This window comes from Streptomyces sp. NBC_00212, assembly GCF_045206365.1.
Lineage (GTDB): Bacteria > Actinomycetota > Actinomycetes > Streptomycetales > Streptomycetaceae > Streptomyces.
Genome location: NZ_CP108115.1, coordinates 5,256,500 through 5,278,003 on the forward strand (window position 1 = coordinate 5,256,500; position 21,504 = coordinate 5,278,003).

Consider the following 21,504-nt stretch of genomic DNA (forward strand, 5'->3'; position numbering starts at 1 on the left):
GTTAGCGTCCCTTGGGGAGTGAGAGACCTTGGCCGGAACGGCTGGCAACTCGGAGTTCGACCTGTACCGCCCGTCCGAGGAGCACGACATGCTCCGCGACGCCATCCGCTCGCTCTCCGAGGCCAAGATCGGCCCGTTCGCGGCCGAGGTCGACGAGCAGGCCCGCTTCCCCCGGGAGGCGCTCGACGCGCTCGTCGCCAACGACCTGCACGCCGTGCACGTGCCGGAGGAGTACGGCGGCGCCGGCGCGGACGCGCTCGCGACCGTCATCGTGATCGAAGAGGTCGCGCGGGTCTGCGCCTCCTCCTCCCTCATCCCGGCCGTGAACAAGCTCGGCTCGCTCCCGGTGATCCTCTCCGGCTCCGAGGAGCTGAAGAAGAAGTACCTGGGCCCGCTGGCCAAGGGCGAGGGCATGTTCTCGTACTGCCTCTCCGAGCCGGACGCGGGCTCGGACGCGGCAGGCATGAAGACGAAGGCCGTCCGCGACGGGGACTTCTGGGTCCTCAACGGCGTGAAGCGCTGGATCACCAACGCCGGTGAGAGCGAGTACTACACGGTCATGGCCGTGACCGACCCCGAGAAGCGCTCGAAGGGCATCAGCGCCTTCGTCGTCGAGAAGTCGGACGAGGGCGTCTCCTTCGGCGCCCCCGAGAAGAAGCTCGGCATCAAGGGCTCGCCGACCCGCGAGGTCTACCTCGACAACGTCCGCATCCCCCTCGACCGCATGATCGGCGAGGAGGGCACGGGCTTCGCGACCGCCATGAAGACCCTGGACCACACCCGCATCACCATCGCGGCCCAGGCCCTCGGCATCGCGCAGGGCGCCCTCGACTACGCCAAGGGCTACGTCCAGGAGCGCAAGCAGTTCGGCAAGGCCATCGCCGACTTCCAGGGCATCCAGTTCATGCTGGCCGACATGGCCATGAAGCTGGAGGCCGCCCGCCAGCTCACTTACGCGGCGGCCGCCAAGTCCGAGCGCCTCGACTCCGACCTGACGTTCTTCGGCGCCGCCGCCAAGTGCTTCGCCTCGGACGTCGCCATGGAGATCACCACCGACGCCGTCCAGCTCCTCGGCGGCTACGGCTACACCCGCGACTACCCGGTCGAGCGCATGATGCGCGACGCCAAGATCACCCAGATCTACGAGGGTACGAACCAGGTTCAGCGCATCGTGATGTCGCGCAACTTGCCGTAGCTGTACGGGAGTTGAGGAGGGCCCGCATCCGTTGCGTACGGATGCGGGCCCTCTTCTGTGCTGTGGCGTGCTGCGCTGTGCGTCAGTGCTGCGCGGCCTTGCGGCGGCGTACGAGCGCGATCGCTCCGGCGCCGAGCACCACCGCGCCGCCCGACAGGGCGAGCTGCGGGAGCGCCGAGGAGGAGCCCGTCTCCGCGAGGGCGCCGCTCTTGGGGGCGGCGGCGGTGGCGGACAGCGGGGTCGCCGCGGCGCCGCCCTGCGGGCGGGGGGCCGTGGTCGGCTTCGACTCGCCGGTCTTGGTGGGCTTGGCGCCGACGGCCAGGACGTCGAACTCGTACCTGGCCTGGCTCGGCGTCCCGCCGCAGGTGCCGTCCGCGTTGCGGTAGTCGGCGGCCACGAACAGGTCGGCCCGGCCGACGGGCGTGGAGCCGTCGACCTTCAGGCGCAGCTTCACATCGGCGCTCTTGCCGGCCGCGAGGTTGGTCACGGGGCCCGCCTGGTTGAGCGGCAGGTCCTTCCAGCCGTTCGAGCCGGCGTCGGACCACTGGAGGTGCACCAGCTTGTCGATGTCCTTGCCGCCGCCCTTGCCGTTGACGTACGCGTAGACGAACGGCCACAGCCGGTCCAGCTGCTTGCCGGTCCCGTTGGTCACCCGTACCGAGAAGTCGGCGCTGGAACCCGCCGCGATCTGGGACGGGAAGCCGTTCAGGACCGCCGTGAGGGCCATGTCCTGCGGGCACTTGCCGCCCTGGCCGCCGGCGCCGCCCTCGCCGCCGGCCGCCTTCGCGTCGGCGAGCGCCTTGTCGGCGGCCTGCTTGTCGGCGAGTGCCTTGGCCTTGGTGCCCTTGGCGCGCTCCAGCTCGGCCTTCGCCGCGTTCTGTACCTGGTCGGCCGCCTTCTTGGCGGTGGCGAGCTTGCCGGCCGCGGTGGCGTTCGCCGTGTCCGCGGCCGTGACGGCCGCCTCGGCCTTGGCGACGCGCTGCGCCGCGAGGTCCTTGTCGACCGGGCCTGCGGTGGCGGGCAGCGCGTTCTGCCAGGTCTTCGCGTCGGTGAGCTCCTGGTCGGCGGCGGCCTTCACGCGGGCCGCCTCGTCGGCGTCCTTCTGGGCGTTCTTCAGCGCGACCATGGCCGGCGCCGAGTCCAGGTCGGCGAGCGCCTTGCGGGCGTCGCTCTCGTCCGCGACGGCCTTGTCGTACGCCTTCTGGGCGTCGGCCGCCGCCTTTTCGAGCTCCGCGATCGTGGGCTTCTTCTCGGTCTGTGCCGCGGGTTTTCCGTCGGCGAATGCCGGGGTCACGGAAAGCAGCAGGGCGGGGGTGGTGACGGCGGCGACGGCCGTCGCGAGAGTACGGCTTATCTTCACTGGGGCCCTTTGTGAGTCCAAAAGAACGGTCCAAAAGAACGCAAAAGAAATAGGCCGTGATCGTAGGGCCGCAATGCGGTGCGGGGGAAGCGGAAAAACGCCCGCCGCCGGGCGCCCGTCAGGCGCCCGGCGGCGGGCAAATCACAGCAACTGGGGGCAGTTGCCCACGGTTGCTGTGGTTTCTCTGTGACTCATGTCATGCGGCACCGGTCAACGCCCGTGCCCCGGAGGCTACTTGACGGTGACCGTCTCGTCGTTCTTCAGCTCGTTCACCAGCTGCGTGACCTTCGGCTTGTCCCACAGGAGCGAGGTCTGCGGCCCGTCGCCCGCGACCGGCATGTTCATCGAGATGCCGTCGCCGCCGGTGATGCCCTTCATCGCCCAGAACATGGAGCCCAGGTCGAACAGGCTCATGTCCTTGTCGACGATCAGGGTGTCCAGGCCCGCGCCCATCACCGGGTACAGCTTGAACGGGTTGAGGATCGTGGTCGGCGTCGCCGTCTGGCTGGCCAGGGCGGACAGGAACTTCTGCTGGTTCTTCGTGCGCTCCAGGTCGCCGGCCGCGTAACCGTGCCGGTTGCGGACGAACGCCAGGGCCTGCTGTCCGTCGAGGGTCTGCTTGCCCTTCTTGAAGTCCGCGCCGGAGTCCTTGTCCTTGATGTCCTGCGGAATATCGAGTTCCACGCCGCCGACCGCGTCCACGATGTTCGCGAATCCCGCGAAGCCGATCTCCGCGTAATGGTCGATGTGCAGTCCGGTATTCGCCTCGACGGTACGGACGAGCAGCTCGGGGCCGTCGATGGAGAACGCCGCGTTCAGCTTGTCCTTGCCCTTGGACGGGAACGACTTTCCGGAGTCGGAGCCCTTGAAGCTGGGGATCGTCACCCAGGAGTCGCGGGGCAGCGAGACCATCGTGTTCCCGTTGTCGCCGACGTGCAGCAGGATCATCGAGTCGGTCCGCTTGCCCTCGGCCGAGCCGGTGTGCAGCTTCTTCTTCTCCGCGTCGGACATGCCGTCGCGGGAGTCGGAGCCGACGATCAGGTAGTTGGTGCCCTTGCCCTCGGCGGGCCGGTCGATGACCTTGGACAGGTCGACCTCGCGGCGCACCTTGCCGTCCGCCCAGAAGTACGTGGCGACCGAGGTGACCAGGAGCACCACGACCAGGGACAGCACCCCGATGGTGATCCTCTTGCGCCAGTTCGGCGCCGCCCCGGGCCTGCGCCCGCCGCTCCGGCGCGGGCCTTCGGGGCCACCGGGCCCGGCCGGACCCCGGCCCGCCGGGCTGCCGTAGACATGGCCCTCGCTGTACCCGCTGTCGTACGAGCCCTGTCCGGGAACCGTGCCCTGGCCGTACTGCTGCTGCCCGTAGCCGTCGTCGTACCCGGGCTGCTGCTGCGGGACGGGACGCTGCGGGGGAGGGACGGGGGCGGGCCGCTGGACGTGCCGCATCCGGCGGGCGTCCTCGGGCCGCGCGGCGGAGCTGCCGCGGCCGTAGGCGTCCTCGCTGTTTCCGCGGGCGTTGCCATTGCGGGCGTCGGGCCATTCGTTCATGCCGTCCAGCATGCACGGCGGCCCCGGGCCGCTGACAGGGCAGGGGGGAATTCGGGGCACGGCTGTTGCAAGGCTGATGCAAAGAGCTTCGGCGCGCCGCCGCCTAAAGTGGAACGCATGACTGATCTTCCGGGCAAGCCGACCTCGGCCTCCCGAACCACCCTGAGCCACATCATGACCACCCACGACACCAACCTCCTCGGCACGGTGCACGGCGGCGTGATCATGAAGCTGGTGGACGACGCCGCGGGCGCGGTGGCCGGACGCCACTCGGGCGGCCCGGCCGTCACCGCCTCCATGGACGAGATGGTGTTCTTGATGCCGGTCAGGGTCGGCGACCTGGTGCATGTGAAGGCGCAGGTCAACTGGACGGGCCGGTCCTCGATGGAGGTCGGCGTACGGGTCCTCGCCGAGCGCTGGAACGAGTCGACCCCGGCCCAGCAGGTGGGGTCCGCCTACCTCGTCTTCGCGGCGGTCGACGCCGACGGCAAGCCCCGCCCGGTGCCCCCGGTGGTCCCCGAGACCGAGCGCGACGAGCGCCGCTACCAGGAGGCCCAGATCCGCCGCACCCACCGGCTCGCGCGGCGCCGCGCGATCATGGAGCTCCGGGAGAAGAGGGCGGCGGAGGGCCTGGACGACTAGCCCCCATCAGGGGGTCAGGGACAGACCACCTTGTCCCCCGTCACCGTTCCGAAGTCGCCCTGCGGCTGTTCCTCCGCCCGGACCGGGACCACGTCCTTGAAGTCGGCGCCCGCCGTCACCTTCATCATGGCGCCGAGCCCCTTCACCGGGCGCAGCTCGCTGCCCGGCAGGGCGATGGCAAGGGACCCGGCGGAGCGGTCCCAGCGCGGGTCGTACTCGATCAGGGTGCGGCGCATGGCCAGGTTGGCGCTCGGCCGGGGGGAGCCGGTGGTCTTGAAGCCGGTGGCCTGCAGGGCGTCGTCGACGCGCTGGCCGAGCCCGTCGGTGCGGGTCCCGTTGTAGACCTGCACCTTGATCCGCGCGGGGTCGACCTCGACGATCGAGCCAGGGTTCTTGCGCGGCGGCTTCGCGTCCTTGGGGGCCGCCTTCGGCGGGGGTGCGTGCGGGGCCAGCGGCTTGTCGTCGCGGAGCAGCTGGAACAGCTTCTTCGCCTTGGCGTCGTCCCACTTCACGGTCGAGCCGACGCCCTTGACCTGGATGTTGAGCTGCCCGAGCGGCACCGTGGTGAAGTCCGACGAGGAGGGTGAGAACCCCTTCATCGCGGAGGCGAAGTTCAGCATCTCCTCTACCCCGAAGCCCTCGTCGGCGCGTACCGAGGAGAGCAGGGACGAGGCGACCTCGCGGAACTTCACCGGGTTCAGGAGCACCCCGTTGCTCGTCGCCTTCGCGATCAGGGCGGCCAGGAAGCGCTGCTGGCGCTGCATCCGGCCGAGGTCGGCGGAGCCGTCGGTGTGCCGGGAGCGCACGTACTGGAGGGCTTCGCCGCCGTTCAGCTGGTGGGTGCCCGCGGTGAGGTCGAGGCCGGTGAAGGAGTCCTTCAGGGGGCGGGCCGTGCAGATCTGCACCCCGCCGACCACGTCGACCGTCTTCATGAAGCTGGTGAAGTCGACCTCCAGGTAGTGGTCGATCTTCAGCCCCGTCGCGTTCTCGATGGTGCGCACCGAGAGCGCGGGCCCGCCCTCGGCGTAGGCCGCGTTCAGCTTCACGGGGTGCTTGACGTGGTGCTGACCGGCCTCGTCGGTGTGCTCGGGGACCTCGGCGTAGGAGTCGCGCGGCAGGCTCACGATGCTGACCCGGTCCCGCTCCGCCGACACGTGCACCATCATGATCGTGTCCGTGCAGTGGCAGGGGGCCCCGCCGAGCCGGTACTTCCGCTTCTCCTCCGGCGTGATCTTGTCCCGCCCGTCGGTGCCGACGAGCAGGATGTTCGTGCCCCGGCTGCCCTGCGGCCGGTTCTTCATGTCCCGGAACGGGTCGACCCGGCCGATCCCGCCGTCCAGGCTGGTCACCACCGCATGCCCGACCCCGCCCGCGCCGAGCACCAGGACGGACAGCGTGGTCGCGAGCCGCAAGCCCCAGCGGGGGCGCTCGTCGTGCTGTCTGCTGCGGGGCTGACCGGGTCGTACGGGGCGCGGGCGGGGCGGCGTGGGCACGGGGACCTCCGCGGGTGACAGGGGGATCTTGAGCACCGTAGGCCCATACGATCAGCTACCCCGTGCACCGCCCCGGCCGCCGCGCGACCGTGTCCCCCATTCGCGGTAACGTGACCACCGATGAACGCCACGCCTGCTGTTTCCGTGATCATGCCGGTCCTCAATGAGGAGCGGCATCTGCGCAACTCGGTCCGTCACATCCTGGAGCAGGAGTACGCGGGCGAGATGGAGGTGGTGATCGCGCTCGGCCCGTCCACGGACCGCACCGACGAGATCGCCGCCGAGCTGGTGGCCGACGACCCCCGGGTCCATACGGTCCCCAATCCCACCGGGCGCACGCCCGCGGCCCTGAACGCCGCCATCAAGGCCTCCCGCCACCCGATCGTGGTTCGCGTGGACGGCCACGGCATGCTGTCGCCGAACTACATCGCGACCGCCGTACGGCTCCTGGAGGAGACCGGCGCGCAGAACGTCGGCGGCATCATGCACGCCGAGGGCGAGAACGCCTGGGAGGACGCGGTCGCCGCCGCGATGACCTCGAAGATCGGCGTCGGCAACGCGGCCTTCCACACGGGAGGCGCGGCCGGGCCCGCCGAAACCGTGTATCTGGGTGTCTTCCGCCGTGAGGCCCTTGAGCAACAGGGCGGCTACAACGAGGAGTTCATCCGCGCCCAGGACTGGGAGCTGAACTTCCGGATCAGGGAGGCCGGCGGCCTCATCTGGTTCTCGCCCGAGCTCAAGGTCCAGTACCGGCCCCGGCCGTCGGTGAAGGCACTGGCCAAGCAGTACAAGGACTACGGCCGTTGGCGCCATGTGGTGGCCCGCTACCACGAGGGCTCCATCAACCTGCGCTATCTGGCACCGCCGACCGCCGTCTGCGCGATCGCCGCGGGCGTCGTGGTGGGCGCGCTCGTCACGCCCTGGGGGTTCGTGGTTCCGGCCGGATACCTGGCCGCGATCGCCGCGGGCTCGCTGCCGGCCGGCAAGGGGCTCTCGCTCAGGGCCCGCGCCCAGATCCCGGTGGCGCTCGCCACGATGCACATGTCGTGGGGCTTCGGCTTCCTCACCAGCCCGAAGGCGCTGGCCAAGAAGGTCATCGCGAGCCGCCGCCCGGCCGTGCGGACCACGTCCGTCTGAACGTACGCAACAGGGGGCGCCCGGTGCCGAAAAGCACCGGGCGCCCCCTTTCGGCTGCGTACGCGGGCTAGAAACGGTAGGGCGCGTACACCTCCATGCAGGCGCCCTTGTCGGCTCCGTTGACCGTCTCGGCGTCCTTGAGCGGGTCGCTCTCCTTGGGGTCCTGCTTCGGGTAGCTGTCGCCGGTGCGCCAGTCGCCGCCGACCACCAGGGTCAGGCCCTTGACGTCGGCGGCCTTGACCGCGGAGGCGGGCAGGCCGAGCGCCGTGGCGATCGACTCCGCGTCCGCCTTGCCCTGCTCGCCCGCGGCCTTGGGGTAGTCGACCTCGCTGGTGGAGGCGGGGTTGCTGGAACCCGTCTCGGCCTTCTTGAAGCCCTTGGCCTTGAGGGCGGTGACCACCTCGGTGGCCCGGCCCTTGGCGGCGACGCGGCCGCCCGTGCCGGTGCCGTTGACCACGCTCACCGCGAGCGAGTCGGGGGCCGCGGCGGCCGGGCCCTTGGAAGGCGGGGCGGCGGGCTTGCCGTCGCTCTTGCCGTCCAGCGGCTTGTCGTCCCGCAGCATCGCCCACAGCGCGTCGGCCTTCGCCCTGTCCGGCACCACGTGGGCATCCGGGTCCTTGGGGTCGGGCAGGCGCGGCATGGTCAGCATGTTGATGCGGTCCATGGGGATGTCCTTGAGCTCCATCCCCAGGTCGAACAGCTTCTTGACGTTGAGCTCCGAGGACACCTTGAGCGCCTTGACCGCGGTTTCGGCGATGCCCATCAGGCGGCCCGTGTCGGTGAACGCGTCCTGGTCCTTGAGGTTGCGGATCACCGAGTTCATGTACATGTGCTGGGCCTGGGAGCGGCCGATGTCGCTGCCGAAGGCGTGCCGGGTGCGCAGCCACTGGAGGGCCTGCTCGCCCTTCACCGTGTGGTTGCCCGCGGTGAGGTGCAGACCCGAGCCGCCCTTCTGGAGCTTCGTGGAGTGGTCGTCGATGTTCTGCTTCACGCAGACGTCGGCGCCGCCCACCGCGTCCGAGATGGCCACGACACCGGCGAAGTCGACCATCATCCAGTGGTCGATGTAGATGCCGGTCAGCTTCTCCCAGGTGTCCAGGACACAGCCCGCCCCGCCGCGTCCGAGCGCCTCGTTGATGATGGCGTTCGTGGCCGGGTAGGTCTTGTTCTTCTCGGTGTCCTTGCACTGCGGCATGTCCACCCGGGTGTCGCGCGGGATGCTGACGACCGAGGCGTTCTTGCGGTCGGCCGAGACGTGCAGCAGCATCTGTACGTCCGCGTGCGCGTCGCCGTCCCGGATGTCCTTGCCGCCGCCGAGCTTGACGTTGTCGTCCGAGGCCCGGCTGTCCGAGCCGACCAGCAGGATGTTCAGCGGCGTCTGGCCGTCGGCGTTCGGCGCGCTCTTCTTGGCGTCGCTGCCGCCCGCGCTGCGGTCGCCCTTGCGGATGCTGTTGTTCAGGTGCTGGTAGTACAGGTAACCGGCGGTGGCCGTCCCGAGTATGAGGACCGCGAGTGTGATCGCGGTCCATCTCAGTATTCGGTACTTGCGTTTGCCCCGCTTGCGGCGGCCGCTCCTGCGGTGCCCGCGGCCGGCCGCCGCGGGGTCCTCGGGCGTGCCTGTGCCCTCGGCCGCGCCGGAGCCGCCCGGCGGGCCTGAACTGCCGGAATCCTTCGGCGACTTGGGCCCGCCGGACGCGTCGTCCCCGTACAGGCTCTCGTCCCAGCCGAGTTCGCCCGCGTGTTCGACGCGTCCCTGCGTCCCCTCCCCGCGCACGCTGTTCTTGCCCACCCCACTACCCCCTGTTGTATCGACTCCCCCTGAGGCCCCGGGTGGGCCGTGAGTCTGTCTACTTGGCGCACACCGACTTGTCGGCTTCGACCTTCTGAATGCCCTCCGGTGCCTTGGCCGGAGCGGCTATGGGTGTTCCCGCCTGCTTGAAGTCGGGGCCGAGGGTCAGCACCATGGGCTCCTTGCCCACGGCGTCCTTCGTGCCCGGCTTCAGGGCCGAGGCGGACAGGCCGAGCAGATCCGCGAGTTTGCGGGCCTGGTCGGCCTGGTTCGGCGCGTAGGCCAGGACCGTGGCGGGCACCTTCGCCGGCGCGTTCGAGCCGTTGCTCGACTTGAGCACGCCCTCCTGGTTCTGCATCCAGGTCACCACGTCACCGGCGGAGCCCGCCGCCGCGCCGCCGTTGAGCACGGTGACCCGTACGTCGGAGGCCTTGGCGCGGGGGCCGTTGAGGCGGGCGGCCTCCTCGGCGGCGGCCGAGCTCTGGGCGTCCGCCTCCTTCTTCTTCACCTCGGTGAGCGAGGTGTCGGCGCGCATCATCGCGAACAGCGCGTCGGCCTTCGTCGGGTCGGGCACGACGGTGATGTGCTTCTTCCCCTCGGCCGGATTGTCTATGACCGGCAGCGTGGTGAAGGTGATGTTCTTCGCGTCGATCTTGCCGAGGACCTGGGCGAGGTCGGTCAGCTTCTTGATGCTGCCTATTCCGGAGTCGACCGTGAGCGCCTTGGTCGCGGCGTCCGCGAGCCCGTACATCTTGGTCGGGCTGCCGAGGGTGTCGTCCGACTTCATCTGCCGGATCATCGAGCCGAGGAACTGCTGCTGCTGCTTGATGCGGGAGAGGTCGCTCTCGCCGGCGAAGCTGTGCCGGGTCCGTACGAACGCGAGGGCCTGCTCGCCCTTGACGACGCTCTCGCCGGCCGGGAGCTTCAGATGCGACTTCGGGTCGTCCACCGGCTTGGTGAGGCAGACCTTGACGCCGCCGACGGCCGTGGACAGCTCCTTGACGGCGTTGAAGTCGGCCATCATGAAGTGGTCGACGTTGAGCCCGGTGATCTGCTTGACCGTACGCATCGTGCAGCCCGGGTCGCGGCCCTCCTGGCCCAGGCTCGTGTTGAACCGCACCTTCTTCTCCGCCGGCACCGTCTTGGTGGTGCCGTCCTTCTGCTTGGTCGGGCAGGCGGGGATGTCGATCACCATGTCGCGCGGGATGGACATCGCGGTCGCGTTGGTCCGGTCCGCCGAGACGTGGAAGAGGATGTTGGTGTCGGCGTGGCCCTCGCTGCCCGCGTCGCCGTAGCCCTCGTTGCCCGCGCCGGTGCGCTTGTCGGTGCCGATGACCAGGACGTTGAACGCCCCGTCCGGCACCGAGCTCTTGCTGCCCGCGTCACCGACGTCGACGGTGTTGAGGTTGCCGTTGAAGTGCTGGTAGAGCCAGTACGCGCCGCCCGCGCCGACGACCAGGACGAAGCCCATCACGCCGCCCGTCCACAGCAGCGCCTTCTTCTTGCGCGTCGCCTTGGGCTTGCGCTTGCGGCGGCCCTGGGCGTCGGGGGACTCCTCGGGTGACCGGTTCGATCGGCGGTTGCGCTGCCCGGGCACCTCGCGGCGCCCGGAACGTCCGGACTGCCCTGATCTCTTGCCCGATGCGGGACCGGTCGACGACCGGCCGGGAGCGGAATTCGACTGCGTTCCGGAAGGACTCAGTCGCAATTCGTAAGTGCCGGTTTCCGGGTTGAGGACCCACTGGTCTGCGGGGTCGACATCATCGGCCCGCCCACGGCTCTGCGCATCCACGGTTGCTTCTGTCCTCCGTCGGTGCCGAGTCGCTTCCCCCAAAGCGCTCAATCATTCGCTCATGCAGTGCGCGGCCCGTTGGCCGGTCGCACCGGATCGCGTCACACTATCTGGCCAGTTCGTCCAAGAGCGACGGCCGTGACAAATTCCACGCCCTTTACAACCGGGCATTTGACCCCAATCCGCTGGTGGTCATGTGTATTTCACAGGATGCAGACATACACGCCCGGCTAGCCGCACATGCCCGACGCGGCGTTCGTCCCCGAGTAGACGGGCGTCGCCGAAGGGCTCGGCGAGGGGTCCGGATCGTCGGGCCGCTTGCCGTCCGAGCCGGAGCCGGGCTTCGTGCTCTCCTTGGCCTTCGTCACGTCCGCGGCGGGCGCCACCTTGATCGGCCGGTCTTCACGCAGCTGCTTGAAGAGCCCGTCCGCGTCCGGCTGCACGAGCTCGTCGCGGTCGCTGTCGTATGCGTAGGGCTGGCGCGGAACGGTCAGGAAGCGAATGTTCTCGGTCGGAATCCCGCGCACCGAGCGCACCAGGTCGTACAGATCCTTCAGGGTGTTCAGACCCGGGTCCGTGGTGATGGACCTGGTCGCCGCATCCAGGACCGGGAAGAGGCGGGTCGGGTTGAGCAGCACCCCGTTGCTCTGCACCTTCTTGATCAGCGAGCCGAGGAACTGCTGTTGGCGGTCCATGCGTTGGGTGTCGCTGCCGTCCCCGAAGCCGTGCCGGGAGCGTACGAAGCCCAGCGCCTGTTCCCCGCGCAGCAGTTGGCGGCCGGCGGGGAGTTTCAGATGGGCCTGCCGGTCGTCGACCGGCTCCTTCAGACAGACCTCGACGCCGTCCACCGCGTCGACCATGTCCTTGAACCCGCTGAAGTCGACCACCATGTGGTGGTCGATCCGGATGCCGGTCATGTTCTCGACCGTACGGATCGTGCAGGCCGCGCCGCCCATCTCGAACGCCGAGTTGAACTGGGCGAATTGCTGCTTGGTCTGGGTGCCGTCCGGTCTGCCGCAGGCGGGGATGTCGGCCATCAGGTCGCGCGGCAGCGAGACGGCGGTGGCGCTGAGCCGGTCGGCGGCCAGGTGCAGCAGGATCGTGGTGTCCGAGCGCTGGCTGCCGCCGTCGTCCCTGCCGTACGAGGAGTTGTTGCCCGCGCGCGAGTCCGAGCCGATGAGCAGCAGGTTCTGCGCGTCGTGCACGACGGAGGCGGGCCGGTCCCGCTCGTACTTGTCCAGCTCGTGCGCGGCGGTGGTGTCCGTCTGGATGTTGCCGTCGAGCTTCCGGTAGAACCACCAGCCGGTTCCAGCTGCCGCGAGGACGACGACGGAGACGCCGAGCGCGGTCCAACGCAGCCAGCGACGGCCGCCCTTGGCGCCCTCGGGGTCTGCCGCGATGGGCTCGGCGTCGGGTCCGGTGTCCTCGGGGTCTGCCGCGGTGGGCTCCGTGTCCGGTTCGGCGTCCGTGGTTTCCGGGGTCTCCGTGGTTTTTGGGGCATCGGGCTCCGCGTCCGCCGAGGCGCCGGTGGCCGGCGGTGGCTGCTCGGCCCCGGCCCGGTCTTCCGGTTCAGGGGGAGTGCCAGCACTGTCGGTCACGTCGGCGTCCATCCTCACGGGCCATCACGGGGTCGGCGGGCGCGGTGCGCCGCCGGGCACCCCGGTAGACGGCCGAATCGCGCGCATGGTTGTGCGTACGGTCGATCATGTACCGGAGGCGATGGCGGGGCCCGGGGACTCGGCCCCCGAGTGGGCCACAAGGGTGGAGTTCAGCGGATCGTCACAGCGAGCGGTGCGTGACCCGCTCGCTCTCGGCCCGCTTCTCAAGCCCGCCGTCGGCCAGTTGGGCCAGGTTGCGGCACAGGACGACCGAGCCGCCCGAGGCGAGCGGGGCGTACAGGCCGCTCGCGAGCCCCTGCCAGCCGTCGTACGAGAGTGCCGAAAGCAGCCTTGAAGCGGAGCCGAGGCCGAGCTCGGCGGCCGCCGAGCGGGCCCGCCCGACGAGTTCGGCGGCGCTCAGTTCGAGGCCGTCGACGGCGAGCGCCGGGGCGTCCGGGTCGACGGGCACGAACGGCGCGAAACGATCGCCCTGGCTCGGCACCTCGACGGCGTAGTCCGCGAACCCCGCGGGCGGCTGCGGGAAGCGGCCGCCGAGCGGGCGCAGCGCGAGCGCCACCCGCTCGCCGGTGCAGGCGCGGGCCCCCTCCAGGGTGTCGGGGCCGCTGACCACGAGGTCGGCTGCGGCCGGATCGCCGCCGAGCTCGACGGTCACGCCCACCGAGTGGCAGGCCATCAGCCACACGGCGCTCTGCCAGTGCGCGGGGAGCAGTAGCGCGAGGCGGTCGCCGGGCTCGGCGGCGAGATCGCCCTGGAGCAGATTCGCGGTCTTGGCCACCCAATTGGCGAAGGTGGCGACGGACAGTTCCACGCGTTCGCCGGTGGCGTCGTCGTAGAAGGTGATGAAGGGGCGGCCCGGGTCCGCGGCGAGCGCGGATCGCAGCAGGTCGGCAGGGGTGCGGTCGCTGGCGTTCACGCGGGCAAGGCTACGTGGCGCGCGGCCTCGGCACCGGCACCGGTGGGCGGGCTGCGTACACCGGTTTGGCCGACGGACCGTCAGTTCCGCAATGGACAGGATTGTGCATCTATGTCCACGATCGTCAGCATGCGTAGCTTCCATGCGTCTTCGATCGGCGTCGCCGCTGTCGCGGCCCTCGCCTTCCCCCTGGCGGCCACGACACCCGTAGCGGCGTCGAGTTCCGCGCCGCCGTCGGCCGCCGCGGAACTCGCCGGCTCCACCCAGTCGCTGCCGCTGGACCCGCTGCCCGGGGCGGACCGCGCGGCGGACGGCGCGTCCCAAGAGGGCCTGGCCCAGCGGGAAGTACGGCCGTTCTCGCTGGTCGGCGTCGTCTGGGACAACGCCGACGACGAGCTGCACGGCAGCGCCCAGGTCCGCACCCGGGGCCGCGCGGCCGGCACCTGGTCCGACTGGCAGGATCTGGACACCCACAACCACGACCACGCCGCCGACCCCGGCACCCCCGAGGCCGCGCGCCCCCTGCACGGTTCGACCGCGCCGCTGTGGGTCGGCGACTCGGACGCCGTCGAGGCACGCGTACGTCCCGAAGGTGCCGACGGCGAGCCGCTTCCCAAGGGGCTGCGCCTGGACCTCGTCGACCCGGGCGCCGCACCCGCCGAGGAGGACACGGGCGAGGGCACCCGCGAGCTGCGGGCCCCCGACGCGCTGCCCGCCCTGGACGAGGCCGCGACGCGGGCCGAGGCGGCCGAGGCGGCCGGAACCACGGCTCATGCCCGCCCGTACGTCGGGAAGCGGCCGCGCATCATCACGCGCAAGGGCTGGGGCGCCGACGAGGGGATGCGCGAGAGCGGGTTCCTCTACACCAAGAGCGTCAAGGTCGCCTTCGTCCACCACACCGGGTCCGGCAACGGATACAGCTGTGCCCAGGCGCCCTCCGTTCTGCGCAGTATTTATCGCTACCACGTCAAGAGCAACGGCTGGCGGGACATCGGCTACAACTTCGCCGTCGACAAGTGCGGAAAGATCTACGAAGGCCGCGCCGGGGGTGTGGCCAAGGCCGTCATGGGCGCGCACACTCTCGGTTTCAACACCAACAGCGTGGGCATCGCGCTCCTTGGCACGTACAACGACACGAACCCGCCGGCCGCCGCCCTCAAAGCCATCGAGCAGCTCTCGGCCTGGAAGCTCGGACTGTACGGAGTGAACCCCAAGGGGAAGAGCACGCTCGTCTCCGCCGGCGGCAACCGCTACAAGAAGGGACGCAGCGTCAAGTTCAACGCCATCGCCGGTCACCGCGACGGATTCGCCACCGACTGCCCGGGGACGCGCCTGTACGGCAGGCTCGGCACGGTCCGGGCCGCCGCGGCCCGCTACCAGGGCCGGCGCTGACCGGGCGGCATGAGCATCCGGACAGTCTGCATACACTGGCCGGCCGGGAGTTCCGCCCCAGCGTGACGGAATCCGAAGGCCGGCCCCAGCAGGAAGCAGAGACGACAGGTGACAGAAGCGATCCTCCTGGTCGGCGGCAAGGGCACGAGGCTCCGCCCCCTCACGGTGAACACACCCAAGCCGATGGTTCCGGCGGCCGGCGTCCCCTTCCTCACCCACCAGCTGGCCCGGGCCCACGCGGCGGGCGTCGACCACATCGTCCTGGCCACCTCTTATCTGGCCGAGGTGTTCGAGCCGTACTTCGGCGACGGCTCCGCGCTCGGCCTCAGCATCGAGTACGTGACGGAGGACGAGCCGCTGGGCACGGGCGGCGCCATCCGCAACGTGGCGTCCCGGCTCCGCTCGGGCCCCGACGACCCGGTCCTGATCTTCAACGGCGACATCCTGACGGGCCTGGACATCCGGGCGCTCGTGGACACCCACGACTCCTCCGGCGCGGACGTCTCCCTGCACCTGACCCGGGTCGACGACCCGAGGGCGTTCGGCCTGGTCCCCACCGACCCGACCGGCCGCGTCACGGCCTTCCTGGAGAAGCCCCAGACGCCGGAGGAAATCGTCACGGACCAGATCAACGCGGGGGCGTACGTGTTCCGGCGTTCGGTCATCGACGAGATTCCGGCGGGCCGCCCGGTCTCGGTGGAGCGCGAAACGTTCCCGGGCCTGCTGGCGGAGGGAGCCCACCTCCAGGGAATGGTCGATTCGACCTACTGGCTGGACCTGGGCACTCCGCAGGCCTTCGTCCGTGGCTCGGCGGACCTGGTGCTCGGCCGCGCCCCCTCCCCGGCGGTCCCCGGCCGCTGCGGCGACCGACTCGTCCTCCCCACAGCGAAGGTGGCCCCCGACGCGAAGCTGACCGGCGGCACGGTGGTGGGCCACGGCGCGGTGGTGGGCGAGGGCGCGCGGATCACGGGCAGCACGATCCTGTCGGACGCGGTGGTCGAGGCGGGCGCGGTGATCACGGACTCGCTGGTCGGAGCGGGTGCGCGCATCGGCGCGCGGACGATCCTGGCCGGAGCGGTCGTGGGTGACGGCGCGAGGGTGGGCCCGGACAACGAGCTCCGCGAGGGGGTACGGGTGTGGTGCGACGCGGTGCTCCCGGCGGGGTCGGTCCGCTTCTCCTCGGACCAGTAGCCCCGCCCTCGGGGCTCCGCCCCAAACCCCGGGGGTTCCCCTCCCACCCACCCGTACAGCGGATGCAACAGCCCGAGCCCCCGGGGCTCCGCCCCGGACCCGGCTCCTCAAACGCCGGAGGGGCTGGGTATGCCATCGGTCGGTTGCGAGCCGGTGGGGGCTGCCCGCGCAGTTCCCCGCGCCCCTGGACGCGCTTTCGGCCTGCGGGCCGTGGGTGGTTCCTCGCGCAGTTCCCCGCGCCCCCAGCGGGGTTGGCCTGGGCAGGATGCCCATGTGCGCATCTCCGGCCGGTCGACGATCATGGACCTGCACCCACCTCCAGCCCGTCCGGCGATTGAGGACGAGCGCCCTCAAGGCGCGAACGGGGTCTGGGGCGGAGCCCCAGGATCGACCGCCGGGCCGCACCCGACATCCCACCCCCGGAGGGTCTAGGGAAGGGGTGGGGTGGGGTCCCAACGGGGTCTGGGGCGGAGCCCCAGGAACGCGGGGAGCAGGGGGCCGGCAACGCCGCGTACCCTCGAAGGGCACCCCACCCCCCCCGAGGACCCCCCGTGGCAGGACGATTCACCCCCCGCACACCCGGCCGCCCCATCCCCGCCCCCCGCGCGGCAGGGCGGACCCGGGCCTGGGCGCCGGCAGAGGGGCCCCTCGACCTCCCCCTGACCCTCGGCCCCCTCAGACGCGGCCCCGCGGACCCCACCTACCGCACCACCCCCGACGGAGCGGTATGGCGCACGTCGAGAACCCCCGCCGGCCCCGCCACCCTGCGAGTGGCCGCCCGGAACGGCACCGCGCACGCCGAGGCGTGGGGCGAGGGCGCGGAGTGGATGCTTGAGCAACTCCCCGCGCTGCTGGGGGAGTTGGACGACCCCGGCGCCTTCACGCCCCGCCACCGCCTCGTGGCCGAGGCGCACCGCAGGCGACCCGGACTGCGCCTCGGCCGTACCGGACTGGTCCTTGAATCCCTGATCCCCTCCGTCCTGGAACAGAAGGTCACCACGACCGAGGCCTACCGCGCCTGGCGGCTCCTCGTCCGGAAGTTCGGCGAGCCCGCCCCCGGCGCCCCTGACGGGATGTACGTCATGCCCGACGCGAGGACCTGGGCGCTGATCCCGTCCTGGGAGTGGCACCGCGCCGGCGTCGACTCGAAGCGCTCGGACGCCGTCATGCGCGCGGTGCGGGTGGCCCGCCGCATGGAGGAGGCGGCCACCATGGACCCGTCGAAGGCCGCCGAGCGGCTCCAGCTCATCCCGGGCATCGGCCCGTGGACCGCCGCCGAAACCCTCCAACGGGCCATCGGCGCCGCCGACTTGGTGACCGTCGGCGACCTCCATCTGCCCGGCATCATCGGCCACGCCCTCGCGGGCGACCGGCACGCCGACGACGCCGAGATGCTGGCCCTGCTCGAACCGTACGCGGGCCAGCGCCACCGGGCCGCCCGCCTGATCCTGCTCAGCGGCCACACCCCGGAGCGCCGCGCCCCGCGCATGCAGCCCGGCAACATCGCCCCGCTGTAGGCGAGTTCAGCGCACCTCGATGAACGCCGAAGCCTCCCGCGCCGGGCGCTCCTTCGGCGGCTGGGCCGCGTGCCCCACGGCCACCGCCCCCATCGGGTCCCAATGGGCGGGCAGGCCGAGGGAGTCGCGTACGACATCGCGGCAGAACATCGTCGAGGACACCCACGCCGAGCCGAGCCGCTCGCCCGCCAGGGCCACCAGGAAGTTCTGGACGCCCGCGCCCGCCGCGACCACGAACATCTCGCGCTCGGCGTCGTCGCGGCGGGCGTCGCCGTAGCTGTGCGAGCCGTCCATCACCAGGCAGGGCACCACCAAGTACGGTGCGGCGCGCAGGACTTCGCCGCGCGCGACCCGCTTGGCGATCGACTCCTCGGACTTGCCGTCGCGACGCAGGTCCTCGATCCAGGCGGCCCGCATCGCGTCGAGCAGCCGCGTGCGCGACTCCTCCGATTCGAGCAGCACGAACCGCCAGGGCGTCGTGTGGTGCGGGGCCGGCGCGGTGACCGCCGCCGCCACCGCGCGCCGTACCGCGCCGGGGTCGACGGGCTCGGCCGTGAAGGCCCGTACCGTACGCCGCTGGGTGACCGCCTCGCGTACCGCCTCCGAAGTGCCCAGGCGGAACATGTCGTCGACCGAGGCGCGGACCATTTCGCGGGCCGAGCCCTCGCCCGCGAGGTGGCCGAGCCCGCGGACCACGGCGACCGGAAGGCCGCCGGCCTTGCCCTTCACCAGGTCGCCCGCGGCGGCCAGCTCGTCGGCGAGCGAGATCACGGTCGCGCTCAGCGGATTGCCGTGCGCGTCCGTGCCGCCGCGCAGGTCGTCGAGGACGCGTACGCCACTGGCGCCGATCGCCACGTCGGTGAGCCCGTTGCGCCAGGGCCGTCCGAAGGTGTCCGTGACGATCACGCCGACCTCGACGCCGAGCGCGTCACGCAGCCCGGCGCGGATCGCGGCCGCCGAGGCGTCCGGGTCCTCGGGCAGCAACAGCACTGTCCCGGCAGGAGTGTTGGAGGCGTCGACGCCGGCCGCGGCCATGATCAGGCCCTGCCGGTTCTCGACTATGCGCAGGGTGCCGCGCCGAGCCACCACCCGTACCGTCTCGGCGTCTATGGCCGCCTCGCGGTCGGTGGCCTCGGTGATCCGGCCCTCCGCCTTGGAGACGATCTTCGAGGTGACGAGCAGGATGTCGCCGTCGGCGAGGCCGGGCTCGGCCGCCGCGATCAGCTTCGCCAGGTCGTCACCGGCCTGCACCTCCGGCAGCCCCGGCAGCGCCCACACCCGGAAGGAAGGGTTCACGCGCGGACCTCCTCCGCAAGCCGGAGGGCCTCGCGGGCCATGGCGGCCGTCGTGTCCAGGTCCGTCATCATCAGCGGCACGGCCCGGCAGCGGATGCCCGCCTCCTCGATCCGCGCGACCGTGCCGGCGTCCACGCTGTCGACCAGCCAGCCGTCGAGCAGCCCCGAGCCGTAGTGCTCGGCGACCGCGGCCGCCGTGGACTCCACGCCGACCGCGGCGAGCACCTTGTCGGCCATGCCGCGCACCGGGGCGTCACCCACGATGGGGGAGAGGCCGACCACCGGCACGCCTGCCTCGGCGATCGCCTCGCGGATGCCGGGCACGGCCAGGATCGTGCCGACCGAGACGACCGGGTTGGACGGCGGGAAGAGGATGACGTCGGCCGCGGCGATCGCTTCGAGGACGCCGGGCGCGGGCTTGGCCTGCTCGGCGCCGACGGGCACGACGGCCTGCGCGTCCACGGAGGCCCGCAGCTTCACCCAGTACTCCTGGAAGTGGACCGCCTTGCGCTCACCGTCCACATCGATGGCCACATGGGTCTCGACGCGGTCGTCGGACATCGGGATGAGCCGGACGCCGGGCTGCCAGCGGGCGCACAGCGCCTCGGTGACGGCGCTCAGCGGGTAGCCCGCGCCGAGCATCTGCGTACGGACGATGTGCGTCGCGAAGTCGCGGTCGCCGAGCCCGAACCACTCGGGCCCGACCCCGTACGCGGCGAGCTCCTCCTTCACGGTGAAGGACTCGTCGGTACGTCCCCAGCCCTGCTCCTCGTTGATGCCACCGCCCAGGGTGTACATCACGGTGTCGAGGTCGGGGCAGACCTTCAGGCCGAACAGATGGATGTCGTCACCGGTGTTGCCGATGACGGTGATGTCCGCGTCGGGGGCGGCGGACTTCAGACCACGGAGGAAGCGGGCACCACCGATGCCGCCTGCCAGAACCACAATGCGCATGCCCGACAGTCTGTCAGGCGCAGCCTGATCCTTTGAGGGGCGGTGGTCGGGAGTGGGGCCTCCCCTGCTCCTTCAGAGCTTGGGGAAGGGTGGGGGTGTCAGGCGGGTACGACATCCTGGGTCGCCGGGGAGGAGCTCTGGCTGGCGTGCATCGGCATGTCGGTCAGGCCCGGGTAGTAGACGTGCAGGCTGACGGCCGGTTCCAGGGAGTCGTTGACGACGTCGTGCACATAGCCCGGCGCGAAGACCCGCTGGGTTCCGGCGCCCAGGTTCCGTACGCCGCGCTCGGTGTGCTCGGTCAGCTCGCCGGCCAGGACGGTCAGTACGCCCGAGGACGCGCCGTGGTCGTGGGCGCCGCTGCCCTGGCCGGGCACCCAGGACAGGAGCCAGACCTCGTAGCCGGGCCCCGTGCGCAGCCGGTGGTACCAGCGGGAGACCGCGTCGTACTGGACGAGGTGGGCCCACTGGGAGCGGTCGGCGGCGATGGAGCGGGCGAGTCCGGCGAACTCGGCGACGGTGGCGGGGTGCTCGCGGGCGGGCTGCAGGAGGTGCTGGACCTCAAGGATGTCGCCGGCGATCTGGAGGTCGCTGTGGCTGCTGTTCATGGTGCGGGGGTTCCTCGGCAGAAGTGCTGGGGTGTCGCAGATGAGGTGTCTCGCGGAGACGGCGGCCGCCCGGAGCGGACGCGTGGCGTCTCAGGGGAGGCGAGGGGAGAAGCTGGATCGCACGTGGCGCGGGAGGTGCGGGATCAACAGCTGGAACAGCAACAGCGTGCCTGGACAGCGCTGCGGAACCCACGGATGTGGGTCGCTCGGTGCGCTGCGGTCACGGACATGCCGTCCAGGAGACCGGGTTGTGGGTCTGTTGTCAACCCAATGCCCGATTTGGCGGCAATGTTTCACCTCATCCGGTTACTGGAGCCGGAGAAAGGTTTGTGCAGTCGCGGGGCGGGAGATGTGGCGCAGCAACTGTGCAACCAAACGCCGTTGCCTTCTCGTGATCCGAATGTGATCCGGGCCGCTTTCCGGGTACGGACGCAACAAGATCAACACTCGTCTCGTCCTCCTCTGTAGTCGCAGTCGGGCGCGAGTCGGGCGGACCGGTGAGGAGGGGTGTCGGTGTGGGCCAGCGGCAGGCGTCACCTTTTTACCGATTTGAACACTTTCCGCAAAGCCTTGGTTCCGCAGAGTGAATACCAGGCTCAATAGCAGATCTCGGCTTGACTGGCCCGGATCCACGCACTTGTAATTTCACTCGTGTCGTTCAGCCGGATTCGGTAACGGCAACATCACGGGGCAGCAAAAGACAGACGAGGGGCGCACATGACCGAGCTGTTTCAGGAACTGCTGGTCGACGAGGCCGAAGAGGAGCTCGGCTGGCAGGAACGGGCACTCTGCGCCCAGACCGACCCCGAATCCTTCTTCCCTGAAAAGGGCGGCTCCACCAGGGAGGCCAAGAAGGTCTGCCTCGCCTGCGAAGTGCGCTCCGAATGCCTTGAGTACGCCCTCGCCAACGACGAGCGGTTCGGCATCTGGGGCGGCCTGTCCGAGCGCGAGCGCCGCCGCCTGAAGAAGGCCGCCGTCTGAACTCCCTCGGAACCGTCCGAAGTCCCTTGAGGGAGGGCCTCGACAAGGGGCCTTGAGGAGCCCGCCGTCTGACCCCCG

Annotated in this window: 17 protein-coding genes; 7 read left to right on the forward strand and 10 right to left on the reverse strand. The window is 70.8% G+C overall.

Annotated features, from left to right (window positions below):
* Positions 1-28: 28 nt before the first annotated feature.
* Entirely contained in the window at positions 29-1,195 is a 1,167-nt protein-coding gene (locus OHA17_RS24125; RefSeq protein WP_406508336.1) for an acyl-CoA dehydrogenase family protein, read from the forward strand.
* An 82-nt stretch (positions 1,196-1,277) separates the two neighbouring features.
* Here OHA17_RS24125 and OHA17_RS24130 read toward each other — a convergent pair whose 3' ends face one another.
* Both OHA17_RS24130 and OHA17_RS24135 read right to left on the reverse strand, forming a co-directional pair.
* Positions 1,278-2,555 carry a peptidase gene (locus OHA17_RS24130; protein ID WP_406508337.1) on the reverse strand — a complete coding sequence of 426 codons (1,278 nt, stop codon included), beginning with the start codon at positions 2,553-2,555 and terminating at the stop codon, positions 1,278-1,280.
* A 231-nt stretch (positions 2,556-2,786) separates the two neighbouring features.
* Positions 2,787-4,106, reverse strand: a complete 1,320-nt coding sequence (locus OHA17_RS24135; protein WP_406508338.1) for an LCP family protein — start codon at positions 4,104-4,106, stop codon at positions 2,787-2,789.
* Positions 4,107-4,223: 117 nt separating this feature from the next.
* On the opposite strand from OHA17_RS24135, the gene OHA17_RS24140 reads away from it, so the two are divergent.
* Positions 4,224-4,748: an acyl-CoA thioesterase gene (locus tag OHA17_RS24140; RefSeq protein ID WP_053725090.1), complete on the forward strand. Its 525-nt coding sequence runs from the start codon at positions 4,224-4,226 to the stop codon at positions 4,746-4,748.
* Between the two features lie 14 nt (positions 4,749-4,762).
* On the opposite strand, the gene OHA17_RS24145 is transcribed toward OHA17_RS24140, so the two are convergent.
* A complete protein-coding gene (locus OHA17_RS24145) occupies positions 4,763-6,160 on the reverse strand; it encodes an LCP family protein (RefSeq protein ID WP_406510796.1) in 1,398 nt (465 codons plus the stop codon).
* 201 nt (positions 6,161-6,361) lie between these two features.
* On the opposite strand from OHA17_RS24145, the gene OHA17_RS24150 reads away from it, so the two are divergent.
* Positions 6,362-7,378, forward strand: a complete 1,017-nt coding sequence (locus OHA17_RS24150) for a glycosyltransferase family 2 protein (protein WP_406508339.1) — start codon at positions 6,362-6,364, stop codon at positions 7,376-7,378.
* Between the two features lie 67 nt (positions 7,379-7,445).
* Here the strand turns inward: OHA17_RS24150 and OHA17_RS24155 are convergent, their stop codons facing one another.
* The 4 genes from OHA17_RS24155 to OHA17_RS24170 all read right to left on the reverse strand — a co-directional run bounded on the left by OHA17_RS24155 (position 7,446) and on the right by OHA17_RS24170 (position 13,491).
* Positions 7,446-9,167: an LCP family protein gene (locus OHA17_RS24155; RefSeq protein ID WP_406508340.1), complete on the reverse strand. Its 1,722-nt coding sequence runs from the start codon at positions 9,165-9,167 to the stop codon at positions 7,446-7,448.
* 58 nt (positions 9,168-9,225) lie between these two features.
* The gene (locus tag OHA17_RS24160) at positions 9,226-10,959 is read right to left on the reverse strand and encodes an LCP family protein (RefSeq protein ID WP_406508341.1); all 1,734 of its coding nucleotides are present in this window, start codon (positions 10,957-10,959) and stop codon (positions 9,226-9,228) included.
* Between the two features lie 230 nt (positions 10,960-11,189).
* Complete coding sequence (locus OHA17_RS24165; RefSeq protein ID WP_406508342.1) at positions 11,190-12,557, reverse strand: LCP family protein; 1,368 nt, start codon at positions 12,555-12,557, stop codon at positions 11,190-11,192.
* Between the two features lie 181 nt (positions 12,558-12,738).
* Positions 12,739-13,491, reverse strand: a complete 753-nt coding sequence (locus OHA17_RS24170) for a TIGR03089 family protein (RefSeq protein ID WP_406508343.1) — start codon at positions 13,489-13,491, stop codon at positions 12,739-12,741.
* A gap of 129 nt (positions 13,492-13,620) precedes the next feature.
* Between OHA17_RS24170 and OHA17_RS24175 the strand changes: the two genes are divergently transcribed.
* The 3 genes from OHA17_RS24175 to OHA17_RS24185 all read left to right on the forward strand — a co-directional run bounded on the left by OHA17_RS24175 (position 13,621) and on the right by OHA17_RS24185 (position 17,591).
* Complete coding sequence (locus OHA17_RS24175; protein ID WP_406508344.1) at positions 13,621-14,883, forward strand: peptidoglycan recognition protein; 1,263 nt, start codon at positions 13,621-13,623, stop codon at positions 14,881-14,883.
* Positions 14,884-14,991: 108 nt separating this feature from the next.
* Positions 14,992-16,074, forward strand: coding sequence for an NDP-sugar synthase (locus OHA17_RS24180; RefSeq protein ID WP_053725095.1), 1,083 nt, complete (start codon positions 14,992-14,994; stop codon positions 16,072-16,074).
* Positions 16,075-16,625: 551 nt separating this feature from the next.
* Entirely contained in the window at positions 16,626-17,591 is a 966-nt protein-coding gene (locus OHA17_RS24185; protein WP_406508345.1) for a DNA-3-methyladenine glycosylase family protein, read from the forward strand.
* Positions 17,592-17,597: 6 nt separating this feature from the next.
* Here OHA17_RS24185 and OHA17_RS24190 read toward each other — a convergent pair whose 3' ends face one another.
* The 3 genes from OHA17_RS24190 to OHA17_RS24200 form a co-directional block, all read right to left on the reverse strand.
* The gene (locus OHA17_RS24190; RefSeq protein WP_406508346.1) at positions 17,598-18,887 is read right to left on the reverse strand and encodes a coenzyme F420-0:L-glutamate ligase; all 1,290 of its coding nucleotides are present in this window, start codon (positions 18,885-18,887) and stop codon (positions 17,598-17,600) included.
* A complete protein-coding gene (cofD, locus tag OHA17_RS24195; protein ID WP_406508347.1) occupies positions 18,884-19,840 on the reverse strand; it encodes a 2-phospho-L-lactate transferase in 957 nt (318 codons plus the stop codon). Before cofD ends, OHA17_RS24190 begins: the two co-directional genes overlap by 4 nt.
* Before the next feature lie 98 nt (positions 19,841-19,938).
* The gene (locus OHA17_RS24200) at positions 19,939-20,445 is read right to left on the reverse strand and encodes a cysteine dioxygenase (protein ID WP_398875888.1); all 507 of its coding nucleotides are present in this window, start codon (positions 20,443-20,445) and stop codon (positions 19,939-19,941) included.
* A 717-nt stretch (positions 20,446-21,162) separates the two neighbouring features.
* Between OHA17_RS24200 and OHA17_RS24205 the strand changes: the two genes are divergently transcribed.
* Entirely contained in the window at positions 21,163-21,426 is a 264-nt protein-coding gene (locus OHA17_RS24205; protein ID WP_053723761.1) for a WhiB family transcriptional regulator, read from the forward strand.
* Positions 21,427-21,504: the final 78 nt, after the last annotated feature.